This is a genomic window from Micromonospora sp. NBRC 107095 (genome assembly GCF_030269705.1).
Taxonomy (GTDB): domain Bacteria; phylum Actinomycetota; class Actinomycetes; order Mycobacteriales; family Micromonosporaceae; genus Micromonospora; species Micromonospora parva.
The window spans coordinates 660,607-685,173 of record NZ_BSTU01000001.1 but is presented as its reverse complement, the minus strand read 5'-3'; the positions used below and the strand labels follow the sequence as shown (position 1 = coordinate 685,173).

The following is a 24,567-nucleotide window of genomic DNA, read 5'->3' as shown; positions in this document are numbered from 1 at the left end:
GCACTGACCGTCCGTGATCAAGCGGTCGTCAGGCAGCGATTCGTCCCGCCGACCGCCGCGTTTCCCCCGAAACGGTGAACCGCCCGGCTCGCTGACCCGTACCCCGCACCGGATCGTTGGGAGTCTCGCCTTGGGTTCCGACCACACCCGCCCGGCTCCGTCCGCCCCACCGAGGGTGCGACGGATCCTCATCGTGACGGTGGTACCCCTCTTCGTCGCCACAGTGCTCGCCGCGGTGCTGCTCTGGCCGCGCGGCGGGTCACCGCAGACCGACGGCGGCGCGGACGTGCCGCGCTACAGCGGCACGGTCACCCGGGTGGTGAACGAGCCGTGCCCGCCGGTGCCGTCGGTCCCCGAGGGCACCCCGAGGGTCGGCGACGGACGGTGCGGCACCGTCGACGTCCGGGTGGACGACGGGCCGACCGCCGGCCAGCAGGTACAGACGCCGGTGCCGGACGGACCCGGCGCACCGCGGGTCGAGGTGGGCGACGAGGTCATCCTGGTCGAGTTGACCGATCCCACCGATCCCACCACCAGCAACTGGAACATCGCCGAGCACCAACGCGGCACCCCGATGATCTGGCTGGCGGTGGTCTTCGCGGCCGCGATCGTCGCGTTCGGTCGGTGGCGGGGTCTGGCCGCGCTCGCCGGACTGGCCGCCAGCTTCGCCATCCTGCTCACCTTCGTGCTGCCGGGTATCGGTGCCGGCAGGTCACCCCTGCTGGTGGCGGTGGTCGGCGCGGCCCTGATCATGTTCGTGGTGCTCTATCTGACGCACGGGGTCACCGCACAGACCTCGGTCGCCGTACTCGGCACCCTGGGCAGCCTGGTGCTGACCGGCGTACTCGCCACCATCGCCACGGCCGCCACCCACCTCACCGGGTTCGGCAGCGAAGACGCCACCACCCTGTCGATGTTCCAGGGCAACGTGGACCTGCACGGACTGCTGCTCGCCGGGATCATCATCGGATCGCTCGGGGTGCTCGACGACGTGACGGTCACCCAGGCGGCCACCGTCACCGAACTGGCCAACGCCAACCCCGGCCTGACCCGGTTGCAGCTGTACCGGGCGGCCACCCGGGTCGGCCGCGCGCACATCGCCTCCACTGTCAACACCATCGTGCTGGCGTACGCGGGCGCGTCGCTGCCCCTGCTGCTCCTGCTCACCGCCGACGCGCGACCGATCGGGCAGATCCTCACCAGTGAGTTCCTCGCCCAGGAGATCGTCCGCAGCGCGGTCGCCACCCTCGGTCTGATCGCCGCCGTGCCGCTGACCACCGGGCTGGCCGCGGTGGTGACCGCCGCCGGGCGTACCGACGCCGTGCCGCCGGCCGACGCTCCCGCCGCGCGCCCCCAGCCGGACCGCAGCGAGGCACTCGCCGCCCTCAGCTCACCGCGAACGGCCGGCTCCAACGAGCCGGACCGGCAGCGGGCCGCACCCCCACCCGGGGCCACCGACCGGTGGCCGGAGTCGAACAGGAGCACGGATACGGCATGGTGACACTCCTCAGCGTGACCAGATCGGGCAACCACCCTGAGAACCACGTCACTGGTCACTCAACGCTATGGCGAAATGACGCTTTTGGTCGGCATCCAGGCGTAGCTCAGCCGGTCGACTCTCGGGTAACCTCGCTGCCGGTCACCGATGAAGGCGCGAAGCGGCGCCTGCGGTGCCACCGCCCAATCGCCAACCGGCGAGCCGGGGACCCAGGTACGTGGGGTGAATCCGCGTCAGCGGTAGGGGCCGCTTCCGCCCCGAACCCGTCAGCTAACCCGGTCGGCGGTCGACGGAAGGGAACATTGTGACGGCACCCCTACGCCGCTGGTTGACACCCGTGGTGGCCGTGATCGCCGCACTGACCGTGTTCGCCGGGCCACTCCCGGCGCACGCCGCCCCGACGAACCCCACACCGTCCGGGCACGAGGAGGACGGCGAGCCCAAGCTGCTCAACGACGTCATCGAGCAGGCCAACCGCGACTACTCCGCCGCCAAGTCCAAGCTGGACAAATCCAAGAAGCGGCAGAGCGAGTTGGCCGCGGAGGTCGACCGGGCCAACGCCGACCTGGCAGCGCTGGCCCCGCAGGTCGGGCAGATCGCCGCCCAGGCCTACCGGACCGGCCGGATCGGCGCGATCGCGATGCTGCTGGAGAGCGACGCCCCCGACTCGTTCGTCCAGCGCGCCGCGGTGCTCGACGAGATGAACATGGTCAACGAGAAGAAGCTCTCCGCGGTCAACGAGGCGAAGGCCCGCGCCGAGCAGGCCAAGCTGGCCCTCGACACCGAGGTCCGCGAGCAGCAGAAGCAGACCGCCCTGATGGCGAAGCGGAAGAGCGAGGCCAACAAGGCGCTCGCCCTCGTCGGCGGAAAGGGCTTCACCGGCGGCCTGGTGGACGCCACCTCCAAGGTCGCCAAGATCGGCCCGGGTCGCACCGCCGACGGTGACTGGAAGCCCCAGTCGTGCAGCGAAGACGACCCCACCACGTCCGGCTGCGTCACGCCGCGCACGCTGCACGCGTACAAGGAGGTCAAGGCGGCCGGTTTCAACCGGTTCGTCGGCTGCTACCGCCCCGGCGGGCCGTGGGAGCACCCGAAGGGCCGCGCCTGCGACTGGTCGCTGCAGAAGAGCGGCTTCTCGCCGTGGCACAACAACGACACCCGGATGTACGGCAACAACGTCGCCGCGTTCCTCATCCGTAACGCCGACCGGCTCGGCATCTACTACGTGATCTGGAACCGGCAGATCTGGTTCCCGGCCACCGGCTGGAGTTCGTACAGCGGGCCGTCGAACCACACCGACCACGTGCACATGTCGCTGCTCTGACCCGTACGACCCCGTTCGAGGGCCGTTCCGCGTGACGCGGAGCGGCCCTCGTCGCGTCACACGGTGGCAGGGGCAGCCGGGTCGGCCGGGGCGTCCAGCGTCGCGAAGCCAGCCGGCACGACAGCAACCGGGCGCACCGCCCCGGCGGCCAGCCGGTAGGACATCCCCACCACCGCGCACCGCCCCCGGGCCACCTCGTCGGCCAGCACGGGGGACTGCCCGAGCAACGTCTCGACGGTCTGTGCGATGTGGATGTCGACGATGCCGTCGATGTCGTCAACGCCCTCGACCTCGGCGCGGCGCAGGCTGGGCAGCACGGCGTCGACCACCGCGCCCAGGTGGCCGCTCGGCGCGGTGCCGGTCGCGGTGGACTCCCGGGCGGCCTGCACCGCACCGCACAGGTCGTGTCCGAGCACCACCACCAGCGGAGTGCCGAGCACTGTCACCGCGTACTCGACGCTGCCGAGCACCTCGGGGCCGGCGGTGTGCCCGGCCGTGCGGACCACGAACAGGTCACCCAACCCGCGGTCGAAGATGATCTCGGCGGCCAGCCGGGAGTCGGAGCAGCCGACGATCACCGCGAACGGGTGCTGCCCGTCGGCGACGGCGGCCCGGTGCCCGGCGTCCTGGTTGGGGTGGTGTGGCGCGCCGCCGACGAAGCGTCGATTGCCGGCGACCAGTTCGGCGTACGCCCGGCTCGGCTCACTGAGCACTGACGCTCGATCGGTGGTCCGCTGCGCACCCGGCTGACCACCGGCGTTCCCGGCATGACTCATCCCGCACCTCGTCTCGACGCATCTCACCTGGTCAAACCGACTTTCCGCCGACCGGGCGGCGGGCGCTCAGTCGCGTTCCACGGTCACACGCACGCTAAGATGCGTCAAGATATGCGTGATTTAGATTTCATACGTTGACCCCGGTCGCCCCCTGGGCAACCCTCCCAGGACAGGGCGGACAAGACTCTCCGAGAGCAGGCGGACATCCGGAAAGGCGGTCAACGATGACGAGCACGGTGACGGGCGACACCGACGGCGGGCGGAACTGGACGTTCCTCACCAATCACGGGCACGTCCTGCTGGCCATCGCCCGCAATCCGACCGCCCGGCTACGCGACGTCGCGGCCGAGGTCGGCGTGACCGAACGGGCCGCGCAGGCGATCGTGGCCGACCTGGAGGCGGGCGGCTACCTGCACCGCACCCGCGTCGGACGACGCAACGAGTACACCCTCAACCCGGCCGGCCGGTTCCGGCACCCGGCCGAAGCCGACCGGCAGGTCGGCGACCTGCTCGCGCTGTTCGCCGACCCCTCCACCGCGAAAGCGCACCCCCGATCCTGACCTCGTCACCGGGGGGCCGCTGCCCGACGGCAGCGGCGGTAACCTTTGCGGGTGCGCGAATGCCCGCCGTTGAGTGCGACCTCGTCCCGACGTGCCCTTCGCGGCGTCCTCAGTGGAACGCTGGCGGCAGTGCTCGGCGCCGGCCTGGTGGCACCCTCCCCCGCGGCGGCGGCGCCGCCGCGCTGCGGTCCCTCCGGCTCCGACGGCCTGACCCAGATGCCGTGGGCGCTACGCCGTCTGGAGCCGTCCTCGGCGTGGCCGCTGTCCCGGGGGGCCGGGGTCACGGTGGCCGTGATCGACTCCGGAGTCTCCGCCGCCCACCCGCTCCTCCAGGGGCAGGTGCTCGAGGGTCGCGACTTCAACGGCCTACCGGCCCGGCAGGGCCAGTGCGACGAGGCCGGGCACGGCACGCTGATCGCCGGCATCATCGCGGGCCGGGAGGGCAGTGTCGTCCCCTTCACCGGCATCGCCCCGGCCGCCCGCATCCTGCCGATCCGGGTGCTGCCACAGCTCGGGGCGGTAAGCGATCCGCAGCTCCCCGCCCAGATCGCGGCGGCCATCGACTGGGCCGTCGCGCAGGGCGCCGACGTGATCAACCTGTCCCTCACGACGATTCCCCGCCCCGAGCTGACGGCGGCCGTCGAGCGGGCGCTGGACAAGGGAGTGGTGCTGGTCGCCGCCGCCGGCAACCGTACGGAGGATTCCCAGAACCTGCCGGGCTATCCGGCCGCGTACCCCGGGGTGATCGCCGTCGGTGGCGTGGACGAGCAGGGCAGCCACGTGGGCACCTCGATCAGCGGCGACTACGTCGACATCGCCGCACCGGGAATGAACATCGTCGGGCCGGCACCCGGAAACAGCGGCTACCGCACCGTGCCGGAGGGCGGCACCAGCTACGCGGCCGCGTACGTCTCCGGGGTGGCCGCGCTGGTCCGGGCCGCCTACCCGAGTCTCAACCCGCAGCAGGTCGCGGATCGGCTGAAGCGCACCGCGGACAACCCGCCCGAGGGTCAGAACGCCGACATCGGCCACGGAATGGTCAACCCGTACCGGGCAGTGTCGAGCCTGCTCGGCACCCGGACGAACCCGCCCGCCGGTGCGCTCCCGGCACCGGCCGTGCGGGACGACCCGCTGAGCTGGCAGCGCCCCACCGCGATCTGGGCGGCGGTCATCGGCGCCCTGCTCGCCGGGCTGCTGCTGGTCGCCCGACCGATCATGACCCGGGGCCGCCGACGCGACTGGCGCCCCGGCCGACGCACCGACGCACCGACCGCCGGTTGAGCGGCGCACCGCGACGCGGTGCCGACGCCCCCACACAAAGCGACTCCGGGCCGGGCGAACCGGACCGGAGCCGCTTGTGCGAATGCCTCAGCTCCACACCTTGGAGTTGCTCATCTCCGTGGTGAGGTAGTTCTCCCGGGCGATGCCCACGGCACCGCCGATCTCGTTCAGGATCCGGTTGATGTCCCGGACCGCGGCGTCCCACTTCGCCTGGTGCTGCTCGTAGGCAACCCGGTCCTCGCCGTCCCAGTGCAGCTTGGTCAGCATCGACCGCAGCGTGTCGAGCTTCTCCTCGAGGGTCTTCGAGATGGCCTGCATCTGCTGGTTGCTGCTCTCGAGGACCGCATAGTCAACTTTGATCGTCACGATTTCCTCCTCTGCCGGCTACGGATCACGGGTTGAGAGCAGAGTGGAACTTGTCCAGCATCTGCTGCTGCTCCTCGTCGTTGACCTGGTGCGTCGTACCCGACTTGTCGAGCAGGTCAGCGATGTTGTCCATCGCCGTCAGCAGTTTGACGGTGTCCTCGTTCCAGCGCGTCATCAGCGACTGGAAGCCCGTGGACGCCTGACCCTTCCACGCGATGGCCAGGTCGTCGACGACGTTCCACAGCTTCTTCAGCTCACCGTCGACCTCGCTGCGCGTGGACCGCACGTCACTCGCGGCGGTATGCAGAGTCGCAGCTTCGACCTCGAACGCCATGCTTCACACCCTTCCGTCTGTTGTGGTGGCGGCTTCGCCGCATCCCTCCCCCGCGGCAAGGCACCAACACCCCACCGACGGACACTCCTGTGAAGACCGTAGCGGAACCTGTCCAGCCCTCGCAGCCCTGGCCGGCGCCGTTCGATGGATGGTGGTGAATCGGGCCGGGACAGCCCACCACCCCCCACCGAACGGCCGACCACGCTCAGGCTGGCTCAGACCAGGCGGTCTGGATCAACTGCTGGCCGTCGCGACGGCGGACCAGGGTGCCCCGGCCGGGCGGTTGCGGGCTCGGTCGCAACGTGCCGAAGACCGCGCCCTCCTCCCGGTTACCGGACATCAGCAGGCCCGGCGAGTCCAGCTCACGCAGCCGTTGCAGCACCGGCTCGTAGAGCGCCCTGGACACGCCGCCAACCCGGCGCGTGATGATCAGGTGCAGACCGATGTCGCGGGCCTGCGGCAACAACTCCTGCAGGGCACTGAGCGGGTTACTCCCGCCGGAAGCCACCAGGTCGTAGTCGTCCACCAGGATGTACAGATCCGGGCCCTTCCACCAGCTCCGGTCGCGCAGCTGGGCGGTCGTCACGTCCGGGCCAGGCAGCCGGTTGGACAGCGCGCTGCGGATCGACCCGAGCCCCTGGGCGAACGCCTGGTTCGACGGCGCGTAGTCGAGCAGGTGGTCACCCTCCACCGCCCCCAGCAGGCCGCGCCGGTAGTCGGCGATCACCAACCGGGCCTGCGCCGGGGTGTACCGCTCGGTGATCCCCCGGGCGATCAGGCGCAGCAGGTTGGTCTTGCCGCACTCCGCGTCGCCGAAGACTGTCAGGTGCGGCTCGTTGGCCAGGTCCAGGTAGACCGGCGCGAGTGCCGACTCGTTGACACCGATCGGGATCCCGGGCGCCGACCGGTCGATGATCCGGGCCAGTTCCGCCACCGGCAGGCGGCGGGGCAGCAACCGCACCTTCGGCGCGGGGCGACCCGGCCAGTTCGCCGCCACATGCCCGGCCAGAGACACCGAGGCCTCACTCAGATCGTCGATGTCGCGACGACCGTCGATCCGCGAGATGGCGGTGAGGAAGTGCAGCTTGTCGCGGGTCAGACCCCGACCGGGTGACTTCTCCGGCACGTTGTTCGCCGCGCGGCGGTCGATCTCGGACTCCGACGCGTCACCGAGGCGCAGTTCCAGCTTCGTGCCGAGCAGGTCCCGCATGTTGATCCGGATCTCCGCCCACCGCACGGCGGTGAGCACCACGTGCACACCGAAGCCGAGACCCCGGTTGGCCAACGTGGTGATGGTCTGCTCCAGCTCCTCGTACTCCTGGCGCAGCGTGTTCCAGCCGTCCACCACCAGGAACACGTCGCCGAACGGGTCGTCCGCGAACTCGCCGGCGGCCCGACGACGGCGGTAGCTCGCCACCGAGTCGATGCCGTGCTGGGCGAACCGACTCTCCCGGTCGTCCAGCACGGCGACCACCTCGGCCACCGTCCGGCGGACCGCCTCGACGTCACGCCGACCGGCCACCCCGGCCAGGTGCGGCAACCGCTCCATGCTGCGCAGCGCGCCTCCGCCGAAGTCCAGGCAGAAGAACTGCACCTCCCGTGGGGTGTGCGTGAGAGCCAGCGAGGCGAGCAGCGTACGCAGCATCGTGCTCTTGCCGCTCAGCGACCGACCGACGATGACCACGTTGCCGCCGGCCCCGGCCAGCTCGACCATCATCGGGTCCCGACGCTGCTCGTAGGGGCGGTCCACGACACCGACGGGCACGGTCAGCCGCCCGCGACCGGGCCAGGACGCGGTGCACAGCCCGTAGGTCGGGTCGACCGCCAGCGGGCCGAGCAACTCACCCAGGCCCGGCGGGTCGGCCAGCGGCGGCAGCCACACCTGGTGGGCCGGGCGGCCCCGACCCTTGAGCTGGTCGATCAGCACGTCGAGCATCGCCACGGCCTTGCCGTCGGCCGGCTGCTCCGGCTCCGGGGCGGTGTCCACCGGCACCTGCGGGACCTGCACCGGAACGAAGTCGAGGCCGTACGGCACGATCCGCCGCTGCACCAGCGCCTGCGAAGCGGACGCCTGCTGCCCCGGGGCCCGGTACGCCCCCGACACGTACGCGGCCCGGAACCGCAGCATGGTGCTGGTGTCCGTCTTCAGGTAGCCGTGGCCCGGCGCGTTCGGCAGCTCGTACGCGTCCGGCACGCCGAGCACGATCCGGCTCTCCACAGCGGAGAACGTCCGCAGACCGATCCGGTACGACAGGTGCGTGTCGAGGCCCCGCAGCTTGCCCTCTTCGAGGCGCTGGCTGGCCAGCAGCAGGTGCACCCCGAGGGACCGCCCCAACCGGCCGATCATCACGAACAGGTCGATGAAGTCCGGTTTGGCGGCGAGCAGTTCGCTGAACTCGTCGCAGATGATCAACAAGCTGGGCATCGGGTCCAGCGGCTCACCGGCCGACCGCGCCTTCTCGTACTCGAAACGGGAGACGTAGTTGCCGGCCGCCCGCAGCAGCTCCTGCCGGCGCACCATCTCGCCGGCGAGGGCGTCGCGCATCCGGTCGACAAGCGGCAGCTCGTCGGCCAGGTTGGTGATCACCGCGCTGGTGTGCGGCAGCGCCTCGAGCGAGGCGAAGGTGGCACCGCCCTTGAAGTCCACCAGGACGAAGTTCAGCTCCTCCGACGAGTGGGTCACCGCCAACGCGGCCACCACCGTCCGCAGCAGCTCGCTCTTGCCGGAACCGGTGGCGCCGATCACCAGGCCGTGCGGACCCATGCCCTCGTGCGCCGACTCCTTGAAGTCGAGCTCGACCACGTTGCCGTCCGGGCCGACACCGAGGGGGATGCGCAGCCGGTCGCGGTGACCACGCGGACGCCAGGTGTTCTGCACGTCCACCGCCGCGGCGTCACCGACACCGAGCAGGTCCGGCAGCTCCGTGCTGCGCGCCAACGGCTCGTCGCCACCGGTCTGCTGCTGGGAGAGCCGGAACGGGGCGATCTGTCGGGCCAGCCCTTCGGCGGCCTCGGCGCTGAGCCGGTCGGGCCGGCCCAACGTCGACGACGAGCTGCCCCGCACCAGGTCGAGCGAGCTTCCGTCGCCCACGTCGAGGCAGAGCAGCCAGCGGCCGGCGTCGCGCGGCACCGTCCCGGAGAGGTCGATCACCGTGGCGCCGAGCAGCCCCGGGCCGACCAGCTGACAGGTCGGTGAGATCTCCCCGCCGTCGATCACCACGATCAGGTGCGCGGCGGTGGTCAGCGGCTTCGCCTCCGGCGCGAACCGGGGCCGCCCGGTCAGCTCGGCGCTGAGCGCCGCCTCGGCCTCGGCCAGGCTGGCGAAGACCAGCCGGCGCGCGCCGGCCGCGTCCGTACGACCGCTGTGGTGAGCGTGCGGCAGCCACTTGACCCAGCCCCAGGACGTCTGCCGGTCGGGTGCGGCAACCACCGCGATCACCAGGTCGTCCGGCGCGTGGAAGGTGGCGAGCTGCCCCAGCGCCGCCCGGGTCAGATCGAGCACGGGCTCGCGATCCCCGCGCAGCACCACGCGGCTGAACGCGCGCACCGACAGCGCCGTGGGCAGGTCGGGCACAGTGGAGTGGGCGCGGACGAACCGGCGAAGCGCGATGGCGCTCATCGGCTCCAGGTCCTCCACCGGCTTCGTCTCCGGCGGAACGATCTCCACGGCGAGCCGCTGCGGGCCGAGGGCGATCCTGGTCTCCCCGAAGTCGTCCTCGGTGATCCGCCGCTCCCAGAGTCGCCGGGACGCGGCGATCGACCAGAGCGCGTCGGGCTCCGGGTGCCGCCAGGCCATCGCCGCCCGCTGCTGCTCGGCGGCCCGCCGGGTGCGCTTGCGCATCTGGGCCAGGTAGCGCATGTAGTCGCGGCGGTCGGCGTTCAGCTCGGCCTTGTCCTTGCCGCCGTTGTTCGCCAGCGAGCCGATCGCCATGCCGAGCATCGAGACACCGAACAGACCACCGGCGACGTACGTCATCATGCCGCCGCCCTTGCCGGCGTAGAGGAACGCCATGGCACCGACCCCGCAGAACATCGGCAGGATCATGAGCAGTTGCCCCATCCCCCGGGGCGTCGGCTCGGGCAGCTCGGGAGGTGACTCCAGCAGCACCTCGCCGCGCGGCAGGGCCGGCCCCGGCTGACGCGGGAGCCGACGGAACACCACAGTGCTCACGGCTGTCTCCTCCCCAGAAGCGGCCCTGATGACGTGCCGCCGCGGAACACCGCCCGCGGGTGGGCATCGTACGTGCCCGTCATCGTAGGTAATCTGCCGTGTGCGCGGTGGACCCGGACCGCAGCATCACAGCCAGCCGATCACAGACGCACCTGGAGGCCACTGTGGCGACGAAGACGGCGACCGGCGGTCTGAGCCGGATCACCATCGTGGCTCCGCGTACCCGGATGGACCTGGCGCTGCCGTCGGACGTGCCGATGGCCGACCTGCTGCCCACCCTGCTGCGCTACGCGGGCGAGGACATGGCCGACGAGGGTGCGCGGCACGGCGGCTGGGCACTGTCCCGGTTGGGCGGTGCGCCCCTCGACGGTGGTCGTACCGCCGCGCAGCTCAGCGTCCGCGACGGTGAGGTGCTCTACTTCAACCCCCGCTCCGACGCCGCACCGGAGATCGTCTTCGACGACGTGGTGGACGCGGTCGCCACCGCGACCAACCAGCGTCCCGGCGCCTGGCAGGTCGGCGCGACCCGTTCCTTCGCGGTGATCTTCGCGGCGGCGGCGCTCGGTGCCGGCGCGATGGCCGCCCTGTTCGCCGGCCCGCCGCACCTGCCCGGCGCGGTGGCCGCGCTGCTGGTCGCGGTGGCGCTGCTGGTGGGCGCTGCGGTGTTGTCCCGGGCCGCCGGGGACAGCGGCACCGGCGCGGTGCTGGCCATGGTCGGCCTGGTGCACGCGGCCACCGGTGGCCTGCTGCTGCTCGCCGGCGACCGATCGCTGACCGAGCTGGCCAGTCCGCACGTCCTGCTCGCGGCAACCGCCGCGGTGGTGGCCGGCGCGGTGGCCGTGCTGGCGGTCGGCGACCGGTACCCGCTGTTCTTCGCCGCGATCGGGGTCGCGGCCGCGACCGGCCTGGGCGCGGTGCTCTGCCTGGTCCTCGGCCTCGATGCGGCGGCCTCCGCCGCGGTGATCGCCGCGGTGGCGTTCGGCGTGGTGCCGGCGCTGCCGATGATGGCCTACCGGCTGGCCCGGCTGCCGGTGCCGTCCATCCCGACCGGTCCGGAGGACCTGAAGACCGACAGCGAGTCGGTGGACGGTCGGCAGGTGCTCCAGCAGAGTGAGCGGGCCGACGAGTTCCTGACCGGTCTGCTGTGGACGGTCGCCGTGCTGGTGCTGGGCGCGCAGATCGTGCTGGCAGTGGACGGGCGGCTGCCGGCGGTGTTGCTGTGCCTGGTGCTGGCCCTGCTGGCGCTGCTGCGGGCTCGCCCCCTGCTGGGTCGGGCCCAGCGCACCCCGGTGCTGCTGGCCGGCAGCGTGGGTCTGGGTCTGGCCGCCGCGACCACCTTCGCCGGTGGGTCGCTGCCGGTCCGGCTCGGCCTGATCCTGGGCGGGCTGGTGCTGGCCGCGGTGATCAGCCTGATCTACGGCCTGAGCGTCGCGGGCAAGCGCATCTCCCCGGTCTGGGGCCGCCTGCTCGACATCGTCGAGATCCTGCTCATCATCTCGCTGGTGCCGCTCGCCTTCTGGGTCTGCGGCCTCTACGGCTGGATCGTCAACCTCCGGCCCTGACCGTGTCTCGCCGCCGCACCGGTCAGCGCGAGCGCGGACCGGTCAGGGCGCCCAGCGCCGACGCGACCGGAGCGGTGGCGTAGACGCCCGGAGCATGCTGACCGTCCATCGGCCGGGTGGACCCGCCCGCGCGACCGGCGACCTCGCGGACCACCTTGACCAGCGCCTCGACGTGGTTGTCCATCGCCGCGACCCGCACCAGCGGCGCCGCCACCCGACCGTCCACCGAGACGGTCACGGCCACCGTGTGCGACGGCGCCGAGGTGGCGGTGATCGCGTCCACGAGAGGGCCGAGCGGAGCGTCGGAGCGGCCCCGCAACGCCATGCAGCGGTGCGTCCAGCCGCCGCCGCGCAGCCCACGCCAGCTCTCCGCCGGCACCTCGGGCACCAGGTCCAGACCGGCGGCCGAGACGATCGCCGCGCGCAGCTCCTCACGGCCCAACGGGCGGTGGGCCAGCCCCGCCGAGGTCAGCGCCTTGCCGAGCCGGCCGATCCCGGCGGCCATCGTCCGGTGTACGCCGGTCAGCCCGCCGCCCCGACTCACCGCCTCGACCCGGGCGTCGCGGACGGTGAGCCGCAGCGCCACCCAGACGGTCCGGTGCGCCGCCGGCGGCGCACCGGGTGCCGGGTACCAGACCAGCGTGTGCGCGACGACCTGGGCCCGGGAGACCGGGGCGTTGAAGTCCGCGAGCACGCCCAGCGCGCGGTCCACCGCGGAGGCGTCGACGGAGCCGACCGCCGCGCCGGTAGCGGACTGCAGGGCGACGGCGGCGAACCAGCCCTGGTCGTCGCGCCCGATGCCGAGGCGGGTGCCACGGTCGGTCAGCTCGATGATGCTCAGCTCGGGGGCGAGCGCAGCCAACCGCGGGTCGGTCGCCGTGCCGTCGGCCAGCGCGGCCGACGCCCGCTCGCCGCGACGCCGCAGCCGGCGGCGCAGCAGCAGGTCCTCGAACCACCAGCGGCCACCGCGACGGGCGAAGACCGCCAGGACGACCAGCAGCGCCACCGCGCCCACCGCGGCGAGCAGCCAGCTGGGACCGGCCGTGGCGGCCCAGACGCCGATTACGCACAGCTCCAGTACGACGAGCTGCCCGACCAGTACGGGACCGACCCGCCCACGGCCGGGTCGCTCGGCCGGCGGCGTCAGCCGGGTCGGAACGTCGACAGGGTCCGTGACCGCTCGGGCGGGTGGCGCCTGAACCTGCGTCATCGCTGACTGTCCCTCCTGCACGGTACGACTCTGCGCCGGGTCTCCTCCGGAGCCGGCCACGAGCGGTGGTCCCAAGGAAGCACCGTCGGCCCCTTATCGTAGGGAAGCCCGCGACGGCACCCTGCCCCTGATCGTCGCGGAAACACCCCGCCGGAGGTAAGTCATGCGGACCCGCCGCGATCAGGTGCAGGCGTACCGCTTCGTCACCCGCCGCATCGTCTCCGCCTTGCTGTCGGGCGACCCGGAGACCACCAACCTGCCGATGCGACGGCTCGGCATGGCCGTCTTCGGCAGTGTCCTCACCGCGGCCATCGTGCTCGGCGGGGTGGGTGCGTACGGCCAGTTGACCGGCGGGACGGCGCCGCTGGACGACAAGACCCTGGTCATCGAACGGGAAACCGGCGCGACGTACGTGTTCATCGAGGGGAAGTTGCACCCGACGCTCAACTACACGTCGGCGCGCCTCATCGTGAACGATGCGGGTGCCGAGGTGCGGACGATGTCCCAGGCGTCGCTGCGGGACCGGCCCCGGGGCGTCACCGTCGGCATCGTCGGCGCACCGGACGCCCTGCCCGACCGCAAGTCGCTGACCGGGCTGCCGTGGTCGGTCTGTGACGTGCCCGATCCGGTCGACCGGCAGCGCTCCAGCACCCGGCTGGTGATCGACCGGGCGCTGCCCGGCGGCACGCCGCTGGGCGACCGGGGGGTGCTGGTCTCGGTGGACGACCAGCGCTATCTCATCACCAACAACAGGCGGCTCCAACTGCTCGACCCGGCCCGCACGATGACGGCGCTGCGGATGGCCGGCACCGAGCGACTCCAGATCGGGCAGCAACTGCTCAACGCCGTGCCGGCCGGGCCACCGCTGCGCAGGATGTCGCTGGCCGGTGAGGGCGGGCCCAGCAACCGCAAGGTGGCTGGGAAGTCGTACAACGTCGGTTCGGTGTTCAGGGCGGCCGGGCGACACTACGTGCTGACCCGGGACGCGCTCGTGCCGATCAGCGAGATCACCGCGTTGCTCCAGACCAGCGGCAGCGGTCGGATCACCGACATCACGCCGAACGACGCCAGCGAGGCGTTCGAGGAGCAGCGGATCGAGGAGGAGGGGTTGCCGCCGACGGTGCCCGCCCTCTACCCGGCCCAGCCCGGTCAGACGACGGTGTGCGCGACGTACCGCAAGGGCAGCGCGGGTGGTCCGCCGACCACCACCCTGGAGGTGTTCGACCGGGTGCCGGATGAGCTGACCGACAGCGATCCGGGGCTGGTGCCGGTGCGCCAGACCAGGCGCGACGCCGTACGTACCGCCGAGGCGGTGCTGCTGCCCGGCGGCAAGGGTGTCATCGCGCAGGCCTCGCCGGGTGCCGGGACCAGCGGGTCCGGTGCCGCCGGGTCGACGATCTACCTGATCAGCCCACAGGGCATCCGGTATCCGCTCGCCTCGGCGGAGACGCTGGAGGTGCTCGGCTACGGCGGGATCACCCCGCTGGCGGTGCCCGGCTCCCTGCTCGCGCTGATCCCGACCGGGCCCACCCTGAACCGCGAGGACGCGTTCGCTGTTTTCGCCCCCGACGGGCCGACGCCGGCCGCGCCACCGTCGGCCGCACCGAAGTCGGCCTCGCCTTCGGCGGCACCGCCCTCGGGCTCGCCGTCCGCCACGCCACCGTCCCGGTCGCCGTCCACCACGCCACCGTCGGGCTCGACACCGTCGGCTCCGGCGAGCGGCGGGACCGGCGGCGGGGGGTCCGCGGAATCGACCGACGCCGACGGCTGAGCAGCGTGGACGGGTCGCCCGGAGTCGCACGGGTGGACTAACCTTGATGTCGCTGACGGTTGTCAACCAGAACGACGGGGATGTTGCCATGGCCGGGCGTACGGAAGTCGACCTGTTGTCCCTTGAGGACTTCCACGAGCATCTGGCGTCTCGGTTGAGCCAGGCCGAGTCGGTGCTGCGCAAGCTCAACACCGAGATGCAGTGCCGCCCTCCGGCGCTGGGCTCGTTCTTCGACGCCACCGACAAGGCGCGTCGCTACAGCGAGGTCCACCAGTCCTACGTGGAGCAGGCCGAGCGCATCCGACAGGCGGTGCTGGCGGCTCAGCAGGCGACCAGCACGATCCTGAGCAACTACCGCACCGCCGAGGCGCGTAACGCGGCCAACGCCGACGACGTCACCGCCGCGCTGACCCCGGTCGACCGGGCGTTCCAGCCGAAGGAGGACGGGCGTGTCTGAATACACCCAGCGCTACCAGGGCAGCAGCCACCAGCAGCTGTACGACGGCCTGATGGCGGGCAAGCCGGAGCAGGTCGAGGGCGTAGCCGCCCAGTGGGCCGAGCTCAAGGGCATCCTCGACGGCCTCGGCCGGGAGCTGAGCGGCGACCTCGACAAGCTCGCCAACACCTGGACGGGTTCGGCGGGTCGGGAGTTCCACCGGCGACTCAGCCTGATCGTCGCCCACACCGATGCGTTGGGCGAGGGGATGGCCGGCGTCAAGCAGGGGTTGACCATGATGGCCGACCACCTGCGGGCCGCCCACAAGCAGGCCGAGAGCCCGGAGGAGACCGACGACAACGACAAGGCGATCGGCGGTGCGATCAAGGGTGGCGCGGTCTTCGGTCTGACCGGTCTGATCGTCGGCGGCATCGCGGGTCACCAGCAGGACAAGGCCGAGCAGGAGAAGGCCCACCAGCGGATGGTGAACCTGGTGGCCGATCTGGCCAGCAGTTACGACATCTCCGCCTACGACCGGGTGGTCGACCCGCCTCCGCCGGACCCGGACACGCCGACCACCGCCCGCAAGGATCCGACGACGCCGCAGAGCGTCGCGGCCGTCGCCAAGGTGACGAGTGGCCCCAACACCGGCACGCACACCGGGCGCACGGGAGACGCGACCATCTCGACGCCGGACCGCGTCGCCGAACTGCCGGGCCACGGTTCCGGCACGCACGAGGTCGGCACGGGCACCGCTGGCAGCCCGGCTGTGGTCACCGGCCCGACCGGCGCCGGCAACGTCATCCCCAGCGGCGGCACCTCCCTCGCCGGGGCGGATCCGGTGGTCGGCGGTGCGCTGCTGGGCGGGGGTGTCGCCGGGTTGGCGGCCCTGTCCACGCCGGCGGGCGCGCCCTCCGCTGCGAGCACCGGCCCCGGCCTGCTGTACGGAGCACCGGGCGGGGCACCGGCCGGCGGGGTGTTGCGCAGCGGCGCGCTCGCCGGCTCGGGCAACGCGCCCCCCGCGTCGGCTCGGCCGGCCGGCGGTGCCGCGTCCCCGGCGGAGAGTCGCGCCGCCAACGGCGTCGGGCGCAGCATTGACGGTCAACGCGGCGGGGCCGGCGGCCGGGCGGCAGTGGCCGGCGGCAATGCCCGGCCGGGGTCCGGCGGCGGCCGTCCCGGTGTGCTCGGTGGCCACGGTCGAGGGCAGGACGACGACTCCGACGACCGGCTGACCTGGTTGACCGAGGACGAGATGGTGTGGCAGGGCGACGAGAAGCCCGCTCCCCCGGTGCTCGGCACCGGCAACTGACCACGGTCCGCACCGGCGGGCCCGCACCACCGGCGACGCCACCCGGACCATGCGCGGTGCCCCCGATCGGACCCGATCCGGTCGGGGGCGCCGCCGTCTCCAGCCTCGGTCGGCGCCGATCCGGTCGGGGGCACCGCCGTTTCCAGCCCCGGTCGGCGGCGTCCACAGTGCCCATGGTGGTGGCTGTCACGCCAGCGCGGCCCGTCGCCGTGCTGCGGATCGCCAGCGCTGGAGATAGGTTGGTCGGGTGTCGTCCGCAGCTGCTGTCCGCCCGGTTCAGTGGGCTGTGCTGCGGTCACTGCGGGAACTGACCCGCCTGGCGGTCACCGCGCTGGTGCTCGCGGTCGGCCTTGGTGCCGCTCTCTCCGCGAGCCCGCCGCCCGCCCCCACGCAGCTGCGGCCCAGTGCCGTGAGCAGTCGGGTGACGAGTGTCCGCCCCGACACCAGCCCGGCCATCGAACGGGCCGCCCGGCCCGCTGTCGCCCCGCCGGCTGGCACGCGCGACACCGCCACTGCCGACACCGCCACGGCGACCGGTCCGGTCGCGGCGGCCCTGGCGTACGTTCCGGCCATCGATCCCGGCCGTGACACTCCCGCGCGACGCGGCCCACCCGCCCGCTGAGCCAGGCCCGGCTACCCCCGGGGCCCGATCCCGGCTGATCCCGTACGCCACCTGAGTTGGCCGTCGACGGGACTACCCCGCCACCGGGCCGCCCGGTGCTGCCGCGCCCTCCTGCCGCCCGTCGATACCCGCCTTCGACCGCGAGGTGCTGATCATGGAAACCGTCCTCTCCGCCGTCCTGCCGGACCTCTCCCGGGCCGCCGTCATCTGGCTGAGCCTGCTCGGGGTGGTCGCTGTCGCCGTCTCCGCGCTGCTGCTGCGGCCGGGCCGATTCCGCTTCGACCCGGGCGCCCGGATCCGCCGCGCCGCCATGCCGAGTCAACTGGAACAGGCGCAGGAGGAGCGGGAGCAGAGCCGCTACGCGCAGGAGGTCGCGGTGGCGGCGGAACGGGCCAGTACCACGGTGCGGCGTCGCCGGGCGGAGTGGGTGGCCGCGCAGGAGGAGGTCGAGGCGGCCTGGTCGGCGTACGAGGCCGCCGAGGCTGGCGTGCGGCGGCTCGACGCGGCGGCCGCGATGCCGCTGCCGCACACCGTACGGACTCCCGCCGAGTACGCCGACCGCGAGCGCTACCTGCACCGGGCGGCGCTGGACGCGTACTGGCGGCGTGAGCTGTCGGTGGAGCAGCTGAGCGACGTCTTCGCGCACCGCGACGGCTGGGACCCGCGACTGCACCCGGTCGAGCAGGAGCTGGTGCTCCAGCGGGCGATCCGGGACAACCTGGCGGCCAGGCACGCTGCGGCCCGCGAGCGGGAGCAGGCCGCGTGGCGGGCGGCGGAGTTGGCGGTGGCGGCGGCCCGGAGTCTGCGCGAGGAGGCGCACGCGGCGACCGGACGACGGGTCGCCGAGTCGGCGTCGGTGTTGCCGCTGAGCGAGGTTGCCCGACCGTTGGGCGCGCAGGCCCGGGAGAACGTGGAGCAGACCCGGGAGAACAAGGTGACCGCCCGCGGCCGCGCGACGGTGCCCGCGTTCTGAGCCCGGCGGGTTCATGTGGGTTAGCGTGACGGCATGTCCCGACAGGCGTGGGTCCTCGTGGTGGTCGCCGGCATCCTGGCGCTGGCCACACTGGCCGGTGCCGTGGTGCTGGCGGTGCGGGTGGTGCGTACCCGGCGGATGCTGACCGGGCTCGGCGCGGGCGGCAAGGTCGCCTTCTACGGCGCGCTGATCTACACGATCTTCCCGGTCGACGTGCTGCCGGACCCGATCTACCTGGATGACATGGGGGTGCTGGCCGCCGCGTTGATCTATCTGACCCGGCTGGTGCACCAGCGGCGGGCGGCTGGCCGCCAGCTGCCCGGTCAGCCGGACGCCCCACCGAGCCCGGAGAGGGCCCGCCGCCGCGTGCGATGATCCAGGTCGGTTCGGGGACGGGGGACGGGCATGGCGGGCGATCATCGGTTGGACCTGCACGATGAGCGTGTTGTCGCCTTCTGCGCGGAACGGCACCTCGCGACGCTGACCACAGTGCGTGCGGACGGCACCCCGCACGTCGTACCGGTCGGGGTGACCCTCGACCCGGCGGCCGGGCTGGCCCGCGTGATCACCTCCGGCACCTCCCGCAAGGCCCACCAGGTGGCGGCGGCCGGCCCGGAGGGCGCGGCGGTGGCCGTGTGCCACGTGGATGGCCGCCGCTGGTTGACCATCGAGGGTCGCGCCGTGCTGCGGTCGGATCCGGCCGCCGTGACGGAGGCGGAGCGGCGGTACGCCGAGCGGTATCGGACACCGCGCCCGAATCCGGAGCGGGTGGTCATCGAGATCACCGTGACCAGGCTCCTGGGCAGTCTCTGAGCTGACCGTTCGTCCCCGATGACCGGTTCGGGTCGACCGGGAGGTTGTGCCGTCCCCGGTTCCCGCCGCCGGCGGAATTCTCGGTGAAGCAGAGCGGTTACGCACTCGGTACGCCCCGGGCCGAGACCACCGATGGTCGGCCCTCTGTTGCGCCGAGCGCCATTCCCGGTGCTGCCGCCGTCCGCCTGCCGGAGGCGCCAACCCCCGAACGGAGACTCGACAATGAACCCGATCGTCCAGAAGAGCGGCCTGTCCGTCGTCGGCCTGCTTGTCGCCGGTGGCTGCGCCCTCGGCCCGGCGGTGGCCGCGCAGGCCGCCCCGGCGCCGGCCGCCCCGGCGTCGTCGAACCAGAACGACCGGCACGCCGAGCGGATCCTCGGCATCGACTACCAGGCCCAGCCGAACTTCTACTACTGCGGCCCGGCCGCGACCCGGATCGCGTTGTCCGCCCAGGGCAAGGCGCTCTCCCAGGACGAGGTGGCCCGACTGCTCGGCACCACCGAGGCGGGCACCCCCTCGGCCCTGGACACCACCCGGGTGCTGAACGAGCTGACCGGCGGCAAGTACCGGACCACCGAGATCCGTGATTCGGTGGCCCGCCCGGACCAGGTCGAGCAGTTGCGCCGGGATGTGCTGGCCGCGGTGGACGCCGGCCGGCCGGTGGTGGCGAACATCAAGGGCACGACCGTCGACACCGACGGCAACCCGCACTCGTACGAGGGCGGCCACTACCTGACCCTGGTCGGTTACCGCGACGGTGGTGACACCATCCGGGTCGCCGACCCGGCCGACCCGGCGGTGGGCGAGTACTGGATGAGCCTTCCGAAGGTCGCCAACTGGATCGCCGAGCGCGGCTACTCCTCCTGACCCTGACGGTTCACCGGGCCGGCCTCTCCCGTGCGGGGAGGCCGGCCCGGCCCTCGTTACGGCTCCGCGCGGCGAGGTGTGCGCGCCGACGGGCTCGGGCGGCCCGCGTCGGTCGGGTCCGGTGCAACTGTCGGCGGACCGGCGGGTGGATCTCCGCCTCGCCGGCGCCGGCCGCCCGGCGCACGATCCGGTTCGCGTCCTCGGGTGCGCAACCGGCGGCCCGGAGCAGATCGCTGGCGGCGGTACGCAGTCCGGTGACGAGGGATTCACCGAACGAGCGGACCCCCTTCGCCGAGGCCCGCCCGGCCAACTCGGCACACTGCTCGACCAACTGCCGGGTGCACCGGGGGTCGTCACCGACCCTGCACTCCGTGCGCATCACCGCCACTGCCTGGCCCAACCGGTGCATCGCGTCCGGCAGCTCCGCCGGGATCGGCTCGTCGTACTGAAGCGCGGTGGTCGACCAGCGGGCCATGGCACGGCTGTCCAGCAACAACCGCTCCAGGTGAGCGGCGCTCCGGGCGTACCGGTGGTACTGCTGCCGGCGGTGCCAACGGACCGGAGCGATGGTGACCACCTCCTCGGCGCCGCTGAGCGCGTCGTGCAGCCGGCTCAGGTCGTCATCGGTGCCGCGCAGCCGCTCCAGGACGCCCAGGGTCCGGGCACCGTCGCGGTCGCGCATCGCCTGCGCCAGCTCAGCGAGTTGTTCGCAGACAATCGTGAAGATCGGCGCGGCGGCCCGGTCCAGCACCCGCATCGGGTTGATCGGCAACAACAGGGCGACCACCACCAGACCGACCGCCCCGCCGACGAGCGCGTCGAAGATCCGCGGCAGCTCCAGGCCACGTTCCATCGGTGCCAGCGTGGCGATCAGCACGGCGGTACCACCGGCCTGACCGACCAGCGGACCGCCCTTCCCGGCCACCAGCAACGCGGCGGCGATGGCCAGTGCGACGACCACTCCGGTCTGCCACGGCCCCGAGCCGAGCAGGAATCGCAGCGTGTCGCCGATGATGATGCCCAGGGCCACGCCGCCCAACAGCTCGAAGGTGCGTCGGGCCCGCTGCCCGATGGCGGTGGCGATCGTACCGACGGCGGCGGCGGGAGCGAAGACGTGCGATCCCTGGCCGAGCAGGTTGTTGGCGAGCAGGGCGGCGATCGCCGCGGCCAACCCGGACTGGACGGAGATCACCAGGGTGACCTCCCACTGCCGGGCTCGGATCTTGCCGGCCTGTCCACCACGGTGCCGCATCCGCCGAACCGTCCGCTCGGCGGTCTCGTCGAGCCGCGACCGTCGCGGGTCGGCGGGTGGGCGGTCGTCGGCCATGGGGGCGGTTACCCCGGCAACGGCGGGGCAATCTTGGCTGAGCAGCCGTGTCCCCGCGAGCCCCAACGACACCCTCGAACACATCGTCAACCGTTGGTTTGCGCAGCCCCGTGGGGGTACCAGAGCCACACACCTCCCACCGATCCGCAACCGGTAAGGGGCCGTGACATGACCAATCCACCGACCGCCGACGACCACGATGCCGTCGACATCCTGGTCTCCGACCACCGTGAGATCGAAGCAGTCCTCATCGAGTTGGCGACCCGGCAGGGCACCCCCGAGCACCGCCGGCACCTCGTCGACGTGGTGATCGCCGAACTCGTCCGCCACTCGGTGGCCGAGGAGGCGTACGTGTATCCGATCGCCCGCAAGGCACTGCCCGACGGCAACGAGATCGCCGACCGCGAGATCGCGGAGCACGCCGACGCCGAGCGGACCATGAAGGAGTTGGAGTCCGCCGACGCGTCCGACCCCCGCTTCGACGAGTTGCTCACCCGGCTGACCGCCATCGTGCGCGGCCACGTGGCGGAGGAGGAGAAGGAACTCTTTCCGCGGCTGCGCGCGGCGACCGCCCGGGAGGAGTTGGTGGAGGCGGCTGCCAAGGTGACGGCGATCAAGGAGATCGGGCCGACCCGGCCGCATCCGGGAAGCCCGGACCATCCGCCGGCGAACAAGCTGATCGCACCGGGCATCGGTCTGGTCGACCGGCTGCGCGACGCGTTGAGCGGCCGACCCACCTCGATGGACGAGCTACACCACAAGCGACAGCGCTGATCCGCGTACCGGGTGGACCGGGCGCTCCCGGGTCGCCGACGCGGCCCGGGAGCAGCGCGGGTCAGCGGACCTGGTCACCCTCACCGGTACGCGCCTGGGCCTGGTCCACACCCTTGTCGATCTGGTCGCCGTACTTGCCGCCGGTACGCTTGTCGGCCATCTCGCCAGCCTTCTCCGCACCCTGGTCGACCTGCTTGTCGTGCTTGTCCGCGAAGTCCTTGGCCTTGTCCATGAAATCACCCACGGCGCGTTCCTCCTCAGTCCGGTCCGTCCCCTTCGCGTTCCCTCGACCCGACAGCGCAAACGCCGCCATTGGCGGAACACCTACCCCGGTCACGCCTGCCGGCGTACGATCCGCGCGGGCGGCGGCCGGTCATTCGGGTGTCGGGGTACGACCGACCGGGTACCGACCTCGTCGAGATCGAGGAGGACCGACATGGCCGCAGAGGAACCCGGAGCGACAGGTGGCCCCGGGCCGCGCCAGACCTGGACGGCGTTGCCGTGGCTGGTCCGAACCGCGGTGTTGTGGAGCGCCTGCCTGGTGGTGATCGCCGCCGGGCTCTACCTGCTGGGCCGGATCGCCGTCCTGTTGGCACCGCTGGCCATCGCGCTGGCCGCCACCATCTTCCTCACCGCGCTGCTCGATCCGGTCCTGCTGCTGCTGCGCCGGCTGCGGCTGCCGGCGGCGCTCGCCGCGCTCTGCACCGTCCTGCTGCTGCTCGGCATCCTGGTCGGCGTCGGCGCACTCGTGTGGAACCTGACCGCCAGCCAGTTCGACCAGCTCAGCCAGGAGCTGACGCAGGGGGTCGAGCGCAGCCGGGACTTCGTGACGTCCACGCTGCCGGTCAGCGAGGCACAGCTGGACCGGCTGGTGGACCAGGCCCGGGAAGGGCTCAGTGGCAGCTCTCCGGACCCGGTGGCCGGTGCCCGGACCGCCACCGAAGTGTTCGGCTCCGCGCTGCTGGCGCTGGTGCTGCTCTTCTTCCTGCTCAAGGATGGCCGCTCGATGTGGCACTGGGTGCTGTCGCGGGTGTCCGGCCCGAACCAGCCGGTGCTGGCCGAGGCCGGCCGGGCCGGTTGGCAGACGTTGGGCGCGTACAGCCGGGGCACCATGTTCATCGCCGCTGTCGACGCGCTGGGCATCGGGTTGGCTCTCGTGGTGCTGCAGGTGCCGCTCGCCCTGCCGCTGGCGTTGATCACGTTCCTCGGCGGGTTCGTGCCGATCATCGGGGCGACGGTGGCGGGCGCGGTGGCGGTGCTGGTGGCGCTGGCCGCGAACGGTCCCACCACCGCCCTGCTCACCCTCGCGGCGGTGATCGCCGTACAGCAGATCGAGGGCAACCTGCTGGAACCGCTGGTCATGAAACGGCAGGTCCGGTTGCACCCGGCGGTGATCCTGGTGGCGGTCACCGCAGGCACGCTGATCGCGGGGATCGCCGGGGCCTTCGTCAGCGTTCCGATCACCGCCGTCCTCTGGCGGATCATCGACACCGTCCAACAGCGCCGCTCGGCCTCGGCCCTCCTACCCACGCAGTGATCATCGGCTGAGGTGTGTGGTGAACCAGGCGCCGGCCTGGTCGGCGACCTGCTCAAGGGTGCCGGGCTCCTCGAAGAGATGGGTGGCGCCGGGGATCACCCGCAGCTCGCCGACCTCCCCCAGCTCGGCCAGCGCCTGCTCGTTGAGCGCGATCACCTCTTCGTCCAGCCCGCCCACCAACAGCAACGTCGGGGTACGCACCTGGGCCAGCGCGTCCCCGGCCAGGTCCGGTCGGCCACCCCGGCTGACCACGGCAGCCACCCGATCGGCGCGGGACGCCGCCGCGACCAGGGCGGCGGCAGCACCCGTACTGGCCCCGAACAGGCCGATCGGCACGTCACCGGCAGGACGCCCGGTGGCGAGCCAGTCGACGATCCCGGCCAGCCGGCTGGCCAACAGCCCGATGTCGAAGCGCAGTTCGGCGGTTCGCGCGTCCACCTCGTCCTCGACCGGGGTGAGCAGGTCCACCAGCACGGTGGCGAGCCCACTGTCGTTCAGCGTCCGGGCCACCGACACGTTGCGCGGGCTGTGCCGGGAACTGCCACTGCCGTGCGCGAACAGCACCACGCCGACCGGCTGGGCGGGCAGCGTCAGGTCGGCGGGGAGTTGGGCTTCCCCGATCGGCACCATCACCGTGCTGCGCTGCTCGTCCATGCCTCACCTCCGGGTGCTCGCCGGTGCTGCGGATACCCAGCCCGCCGCGCGTCACGCGCGCCATGGGCGGGTGTCACCGCCGGGCCACGCGCACGCCGGCGGGCCGCGTTTGCCCGGTGGGGGGTCGGGTACGCGACGAGCGACCGCAGACCGTGTCGGCGCCACCGCGCCCCGACGGATCGCGAGGATCGCCATGGCCAAGCAGCAGATCTCCCGGCAGCAGCAGCTGACCGAGCAGGCCCAGCGGGAACAGGACGCCGAGCGTAACCAGGACTTCGGGGACCAGGATTTCGGCGACCAGGCCGCGTCGGCCCGGCTGCCCGACGACCCGAAGGCGGCGGCACCCAGGGACGCGATCGGCCGTCCGTCGACCGGCGAGCCGGTCTGATCGACCAGTGCGGG

At 72.4% G+C, this 24,567-nt stretch carries 24 protein-coding genes and 1 riboswitch; of the genes, 16 read left to right on the top strand and 8 right to left on the bottom strand.

What is annotated here, in order from left to right; genetic code table 11:
* The first annotated feature begins 130 nt into the window (after positions 1-130).
* Both QSK15_RS03285 and QSK15_RS03280 read left to right on the top strand, forming a co-directional pair.
* The gene (locus QSK15_RS03285) at positions 131-1,501 is read left to right on the top strand and encodes a YibE/F family protein (protein WP_285792818.1); all 1,371 of its coding nucleotides are present in this window, start codon (positions 131-133) and stop codon (positions 1,499-1,501) included.
* Positions 1,502-1,667: 166 nt separating this feature from the next.
* Positions 1,668-1,798, top strand: a riboswitch (cyclic di-AMP (ydaO/yuaA leader).
* Positions 1,799-1,802: 4 nt separating this feature from the next.
* Positions 1,803-2,822: a coiled-coil domain-containing protein gene (locus QSK15_RS03280; protein WP_285792817.1), complete on the top strand. Its 1,020-nt coding sequence runs from the start codon at positions 1,803-1,805 to the stop codon at positions 2,820-2,822.
* Positions 2,823-2,878: 56 nt separating this feature from the next.
* Here the strand turns inward: QSK15_RS03280 and QSK15_RS03275 are convergent, their stop codons facing one another.
* Positions 2,879-3,598, bottom strand: coding sequence for a carbonic anhydrase (locus QSK15_RS03275; RefSeq protein ID WP_285792816.1), 720 nt, complete (start codon positions 3,596-3,598; stop codon positions 2,879-2,881).
* Between the two features lie 224 nt (positions 3,599-3,822).
* Between QSK15_RS03275 and QSK15_RS03270 the strand changes: the two genes are divergently transcribed.
* On the top strand, positions 3,823-4,158 hold the full coding sequence (locus tag QSK15_RS03270; RefSeq protein ID WP_285792815.1) for a helix-turn-helix transcriptional regulator: 336 nt from the start codon (positions 3,823-3,825) through the stop codon (positions 4,156-4,158).
* A gap of 51 nt (positions 4,159-4,209) precedes the next feature.
* Positions 4,210-5,439 carry a type VII secretion-associated serine protease mycosin gene (mycP, locus tag QSK15_RS03265; protein WP_285792814.1) on the top strand — a complete coding sequence of 410 codons (1,230 nt, stop codon included), beginning with the start codon at positions 4,210-4,212 and terminating at the stop codon, positions 5,437-5,439.
* Between the two features lie 87 nt (positions 5,440-5,526).
* Here the strand turns inward: mycP and QSK15_RS03260 are convergent, their stop codons facing one another.
* The 3 genes from QSK15_RS03260 to eccCa form a co-directional block, all read right to left on the bottom strand.
* On the bottom strand, positions 5,527-5,805 hold the full coding sequence (locus QSK15_RS03260; protein ID WP_030329555.1) for a WXG100 family type VII secretion target: 279 nt from the start codon (positions 5,803-5,805) through the stop codon (positions 5,527-5,529).
* A gap of 25 nt (positions 5,806-5,830) precedes the next feature.
* Positions 5,831-6,139 carry a WXG100 family type VII secretion target gene (locus tag QSK15_RS03255; protein ID WP_088977186.1) on the bottom strand — a complete coding sequence of 103 codons (309 nt, stop codon included), beginning with the start codon at positions 6,137-6,139 and terminating at the stop codon, positions 5,831-5,833.
* 205 nt (positions 6,140-6,344) lie between these two features.
* Positions 6,345-10,310 carry a type VII secretion protein EccCa gene (gene eccCa / locus QSK15_RS03250; protein ID WP_285792813.1) on the bottom strand — a complete coding sequence of 1,322 codons (3,966 nt, stop codon included), beginning with the start codon at positions 10,308-10,310 and terminating at the stop codon, positions 6,345-6,347.
* 164 nt (positions 10,311-10,474) lie between these two features.
* On the opposite strand from eccCa, the gene eccD reads away from it, so the two are divergent.
* Complete coding sequence (eccD, locus tag QSK15_RS03245) at positions 10,475-11,872, top strand: type VII secretion integral membrane protein EccD (protein WP_285792812.1); 1,398 nt, start codon at positions 10,475-10,477, stop codon at positions 11,870-11,872.
* A 22-nt stretch (positions 11,873-11,894) separates the two neighbouring features.
* Here eccD and QSK15_RS03240 read toward each other — a convergent pair whose 3' ends face one another.
* Complete coding sequence (locus tag QSK15_RS03240) at positions 11,895-13,082, bottom strand: type VII secretion protein EccE (protein ID WP_285792811.1); 1,188 nt, start codon at positions 13,080-13,082, stop codon at positions 11,895-11,897.
* Between the two features lie 163 nt (positions 13,083-13,245).
* Here QSK15_RS03240 and eccB point away from each other — a divergent pair, with 163 nt between their 5' ends.
* The 8 genes from eccB (at position 13,246) to QSK15_RS03200 (ending at position 19,873) form a co-directional block, all read left to right on the top strand.
* Positions 13,246-14,853 (top strand): type VII secretion protein EccB, encoded by a 1,608-nt coding sequence (eccB, locus tag QSK15_RS03235; protein ID WP_285792810.1) that lies wholly within the window; start codon positions 13,246-13,248, stop codon positions 14,851-14,853.
* A 46-nt stretch (positions 14,854-14,899) separates the two neighbouring features.
* The gene (locus QSK15_RS03230) at positions 14,900-15,310 is read left to right on the top strand and encodes a hypothetical protein (protein ID WP_285792809.1); all 411 of its coding nucleotides are present in this window, start codon (positions 14,900-14,902) and stop codon (positions 15,308-15,310) included.
* A complete protein-coding gene (locus QSK15_RS03225; RefSeq protein ID WP_285792808.1) occupies positions 15,303-16,598 on the top strand; it encodes a WXG100 family type VII secretion target in 1,296 nt (431 codons plus the stop codon). The genes QSK15_RS03230 and QSK15_RS03225 overlap by 8 nt, the downstream gene beginning before the upstream one ends.
* A 247-nt stretch (positions 16,599-16,845) precedes the next feature.
* Positions 16,846-17,220: a hypothetical protein gene (locus QSK15_RS03220; protein WP_285792807.1), complete on the top strand. Its 375-nt coding sequence runs from the start codon at positions 16,846-16,848 to the stop codon at positions 17,218-17,220.
* A gap of 154 nt (positions 17,221-17,374) precedes the next feature.
* On the top strand, positions 17,375-18,193 hold the full coding sequence (locus QSK15_RS03215) for a hypothetical protein (protein ID WP_285792806.1): 819 nt from the start codon (positions 17,375-17,377) through the stop codon (positions 18,191-18,193).
* Positions 18,194-18,226: 33 nt separating this feature from the next.
* Positions 18,227-18,568, top strand: coding sequence for a YkvA family protein (locus QSK15_RS03210; protein ID WP_285792805.1), 342 nt, complete (start codon positions 18,227-18,229; stop codon positions 18,566-18,568).
* A gap of 30 nt (positions 18,569-18,598) precedes the next feature.
* A complete protein-coding gene (locus QSK15_RS03205) occupies positions 18,599-19,006 on the top strand; it encodes a pyridoxamine 5'-phosphate oxidase family protein (RefSeq protein ID WP_285792804.1) in 408 nt (135 codons plus the stop codon).
* Between the two features lie 222 nt (positions 19,007-19,228).
* Entirely contained in the window at positions 19,229-19,873 is a 645-nt protein-coding gene (locus tag QSK15_RS03200) for a C39 family peptidase (RefSeq protein WP_285792803.1), read from the top strand.
* Positions 19,874-19,883: 10 nt separating this feature from the next.
* Here QSK15_RS03200 and QSK15_RS03195 read toward each other — a convergent pair whose 3' ends face one another.
* Positions 19,884-21,200: an FUSC family protein gene (locus tag QSK15_RS03195; RefSeq protein ID WP_285792802.1), complete on the bottom strand. Its 1,317-nt coding sequence runs from the start codon at positions 21,198-21,200 to the stop codon at positions 19,884-19,886.
* A gap of 168 nt (positions 21,201-21,368) precedes the next feature.
* Between QSK15_RS03195 and QSK15_RS03190 the strand changes: the two genes are divergently transcribed.
* A complete protein-coding gene (locus QSK15_RS03190; protein WP_285792801.1) occupies positions 21,369-21,974 on the top strand; it encodes a hemerythrin domain-containing protein in 606 nt (201 codons plus the stop codon).
* A 61-nt stretch (positions 21,975-22,035) separates the two neighbouring features.
* On the opposite strand, the gene QSK15_RS03185 is transcribed toward QSK15_RS03190, so the two are convergent.
* The gene (locus tag QSK15_RS03185; RefSeq protein ID WP_377619985.1) at positions 22,036-22,206 is read right to left on the bottom strand and encodes an antitoxin; all 171 of its coding nucleotides are present in this window, start codon (positions 22,204-22,206) and stop codon (positions 22,036-22,038) included.
* Positions 22,207-22,410: 204 nt separating this feature from the next.
* Here QSK15_RS03185 and QSK15_RS03180 point away from each other — a divergent pair, with 204 nt between their 5' ends.
* Entirely contained in the window at positions 22,411-23,511 is a 1,101-nt protein-coding gene (locus tag QSK15_RS03180) for an AI-2E family transporter (RefSeq protein ID WP_285792800.1), read from the top strand.
* Here QSK15_RS03180 and QSK15_RS03175 read toward each other — a convergent pair whose 3' ends face one another.
* The gene (locus QSK15_RS03175) at positions 23,512-24,165 is read right to left on the bottom strand and encodes a dienelactone hydrolase family protein (protein WP_285792799.1); all 654 of its coding nucleotides are present in this window, start codon (positions 24,163-24,165) and stop codon (positions 23,512-23,514) included.
* A gap of 193 nt (positions 24,166-24,358) precedes the next feature.
* Here QSK15_RS03175 and QSK15_RS03170 point away from each other — a divergent pair, with 193 nt between their 5' ends.
* A complete protein-coding gene (locus QSK15_RS03170) occupies positions 24,359-24,553 on the top strand; it encodes a hypothetical protein (protein ID WP_030329585.1) in 195 nt (64 codons plus the stop codon).
* Positions 24,554-24,567 lie beyond the last annotated feature (14 nt).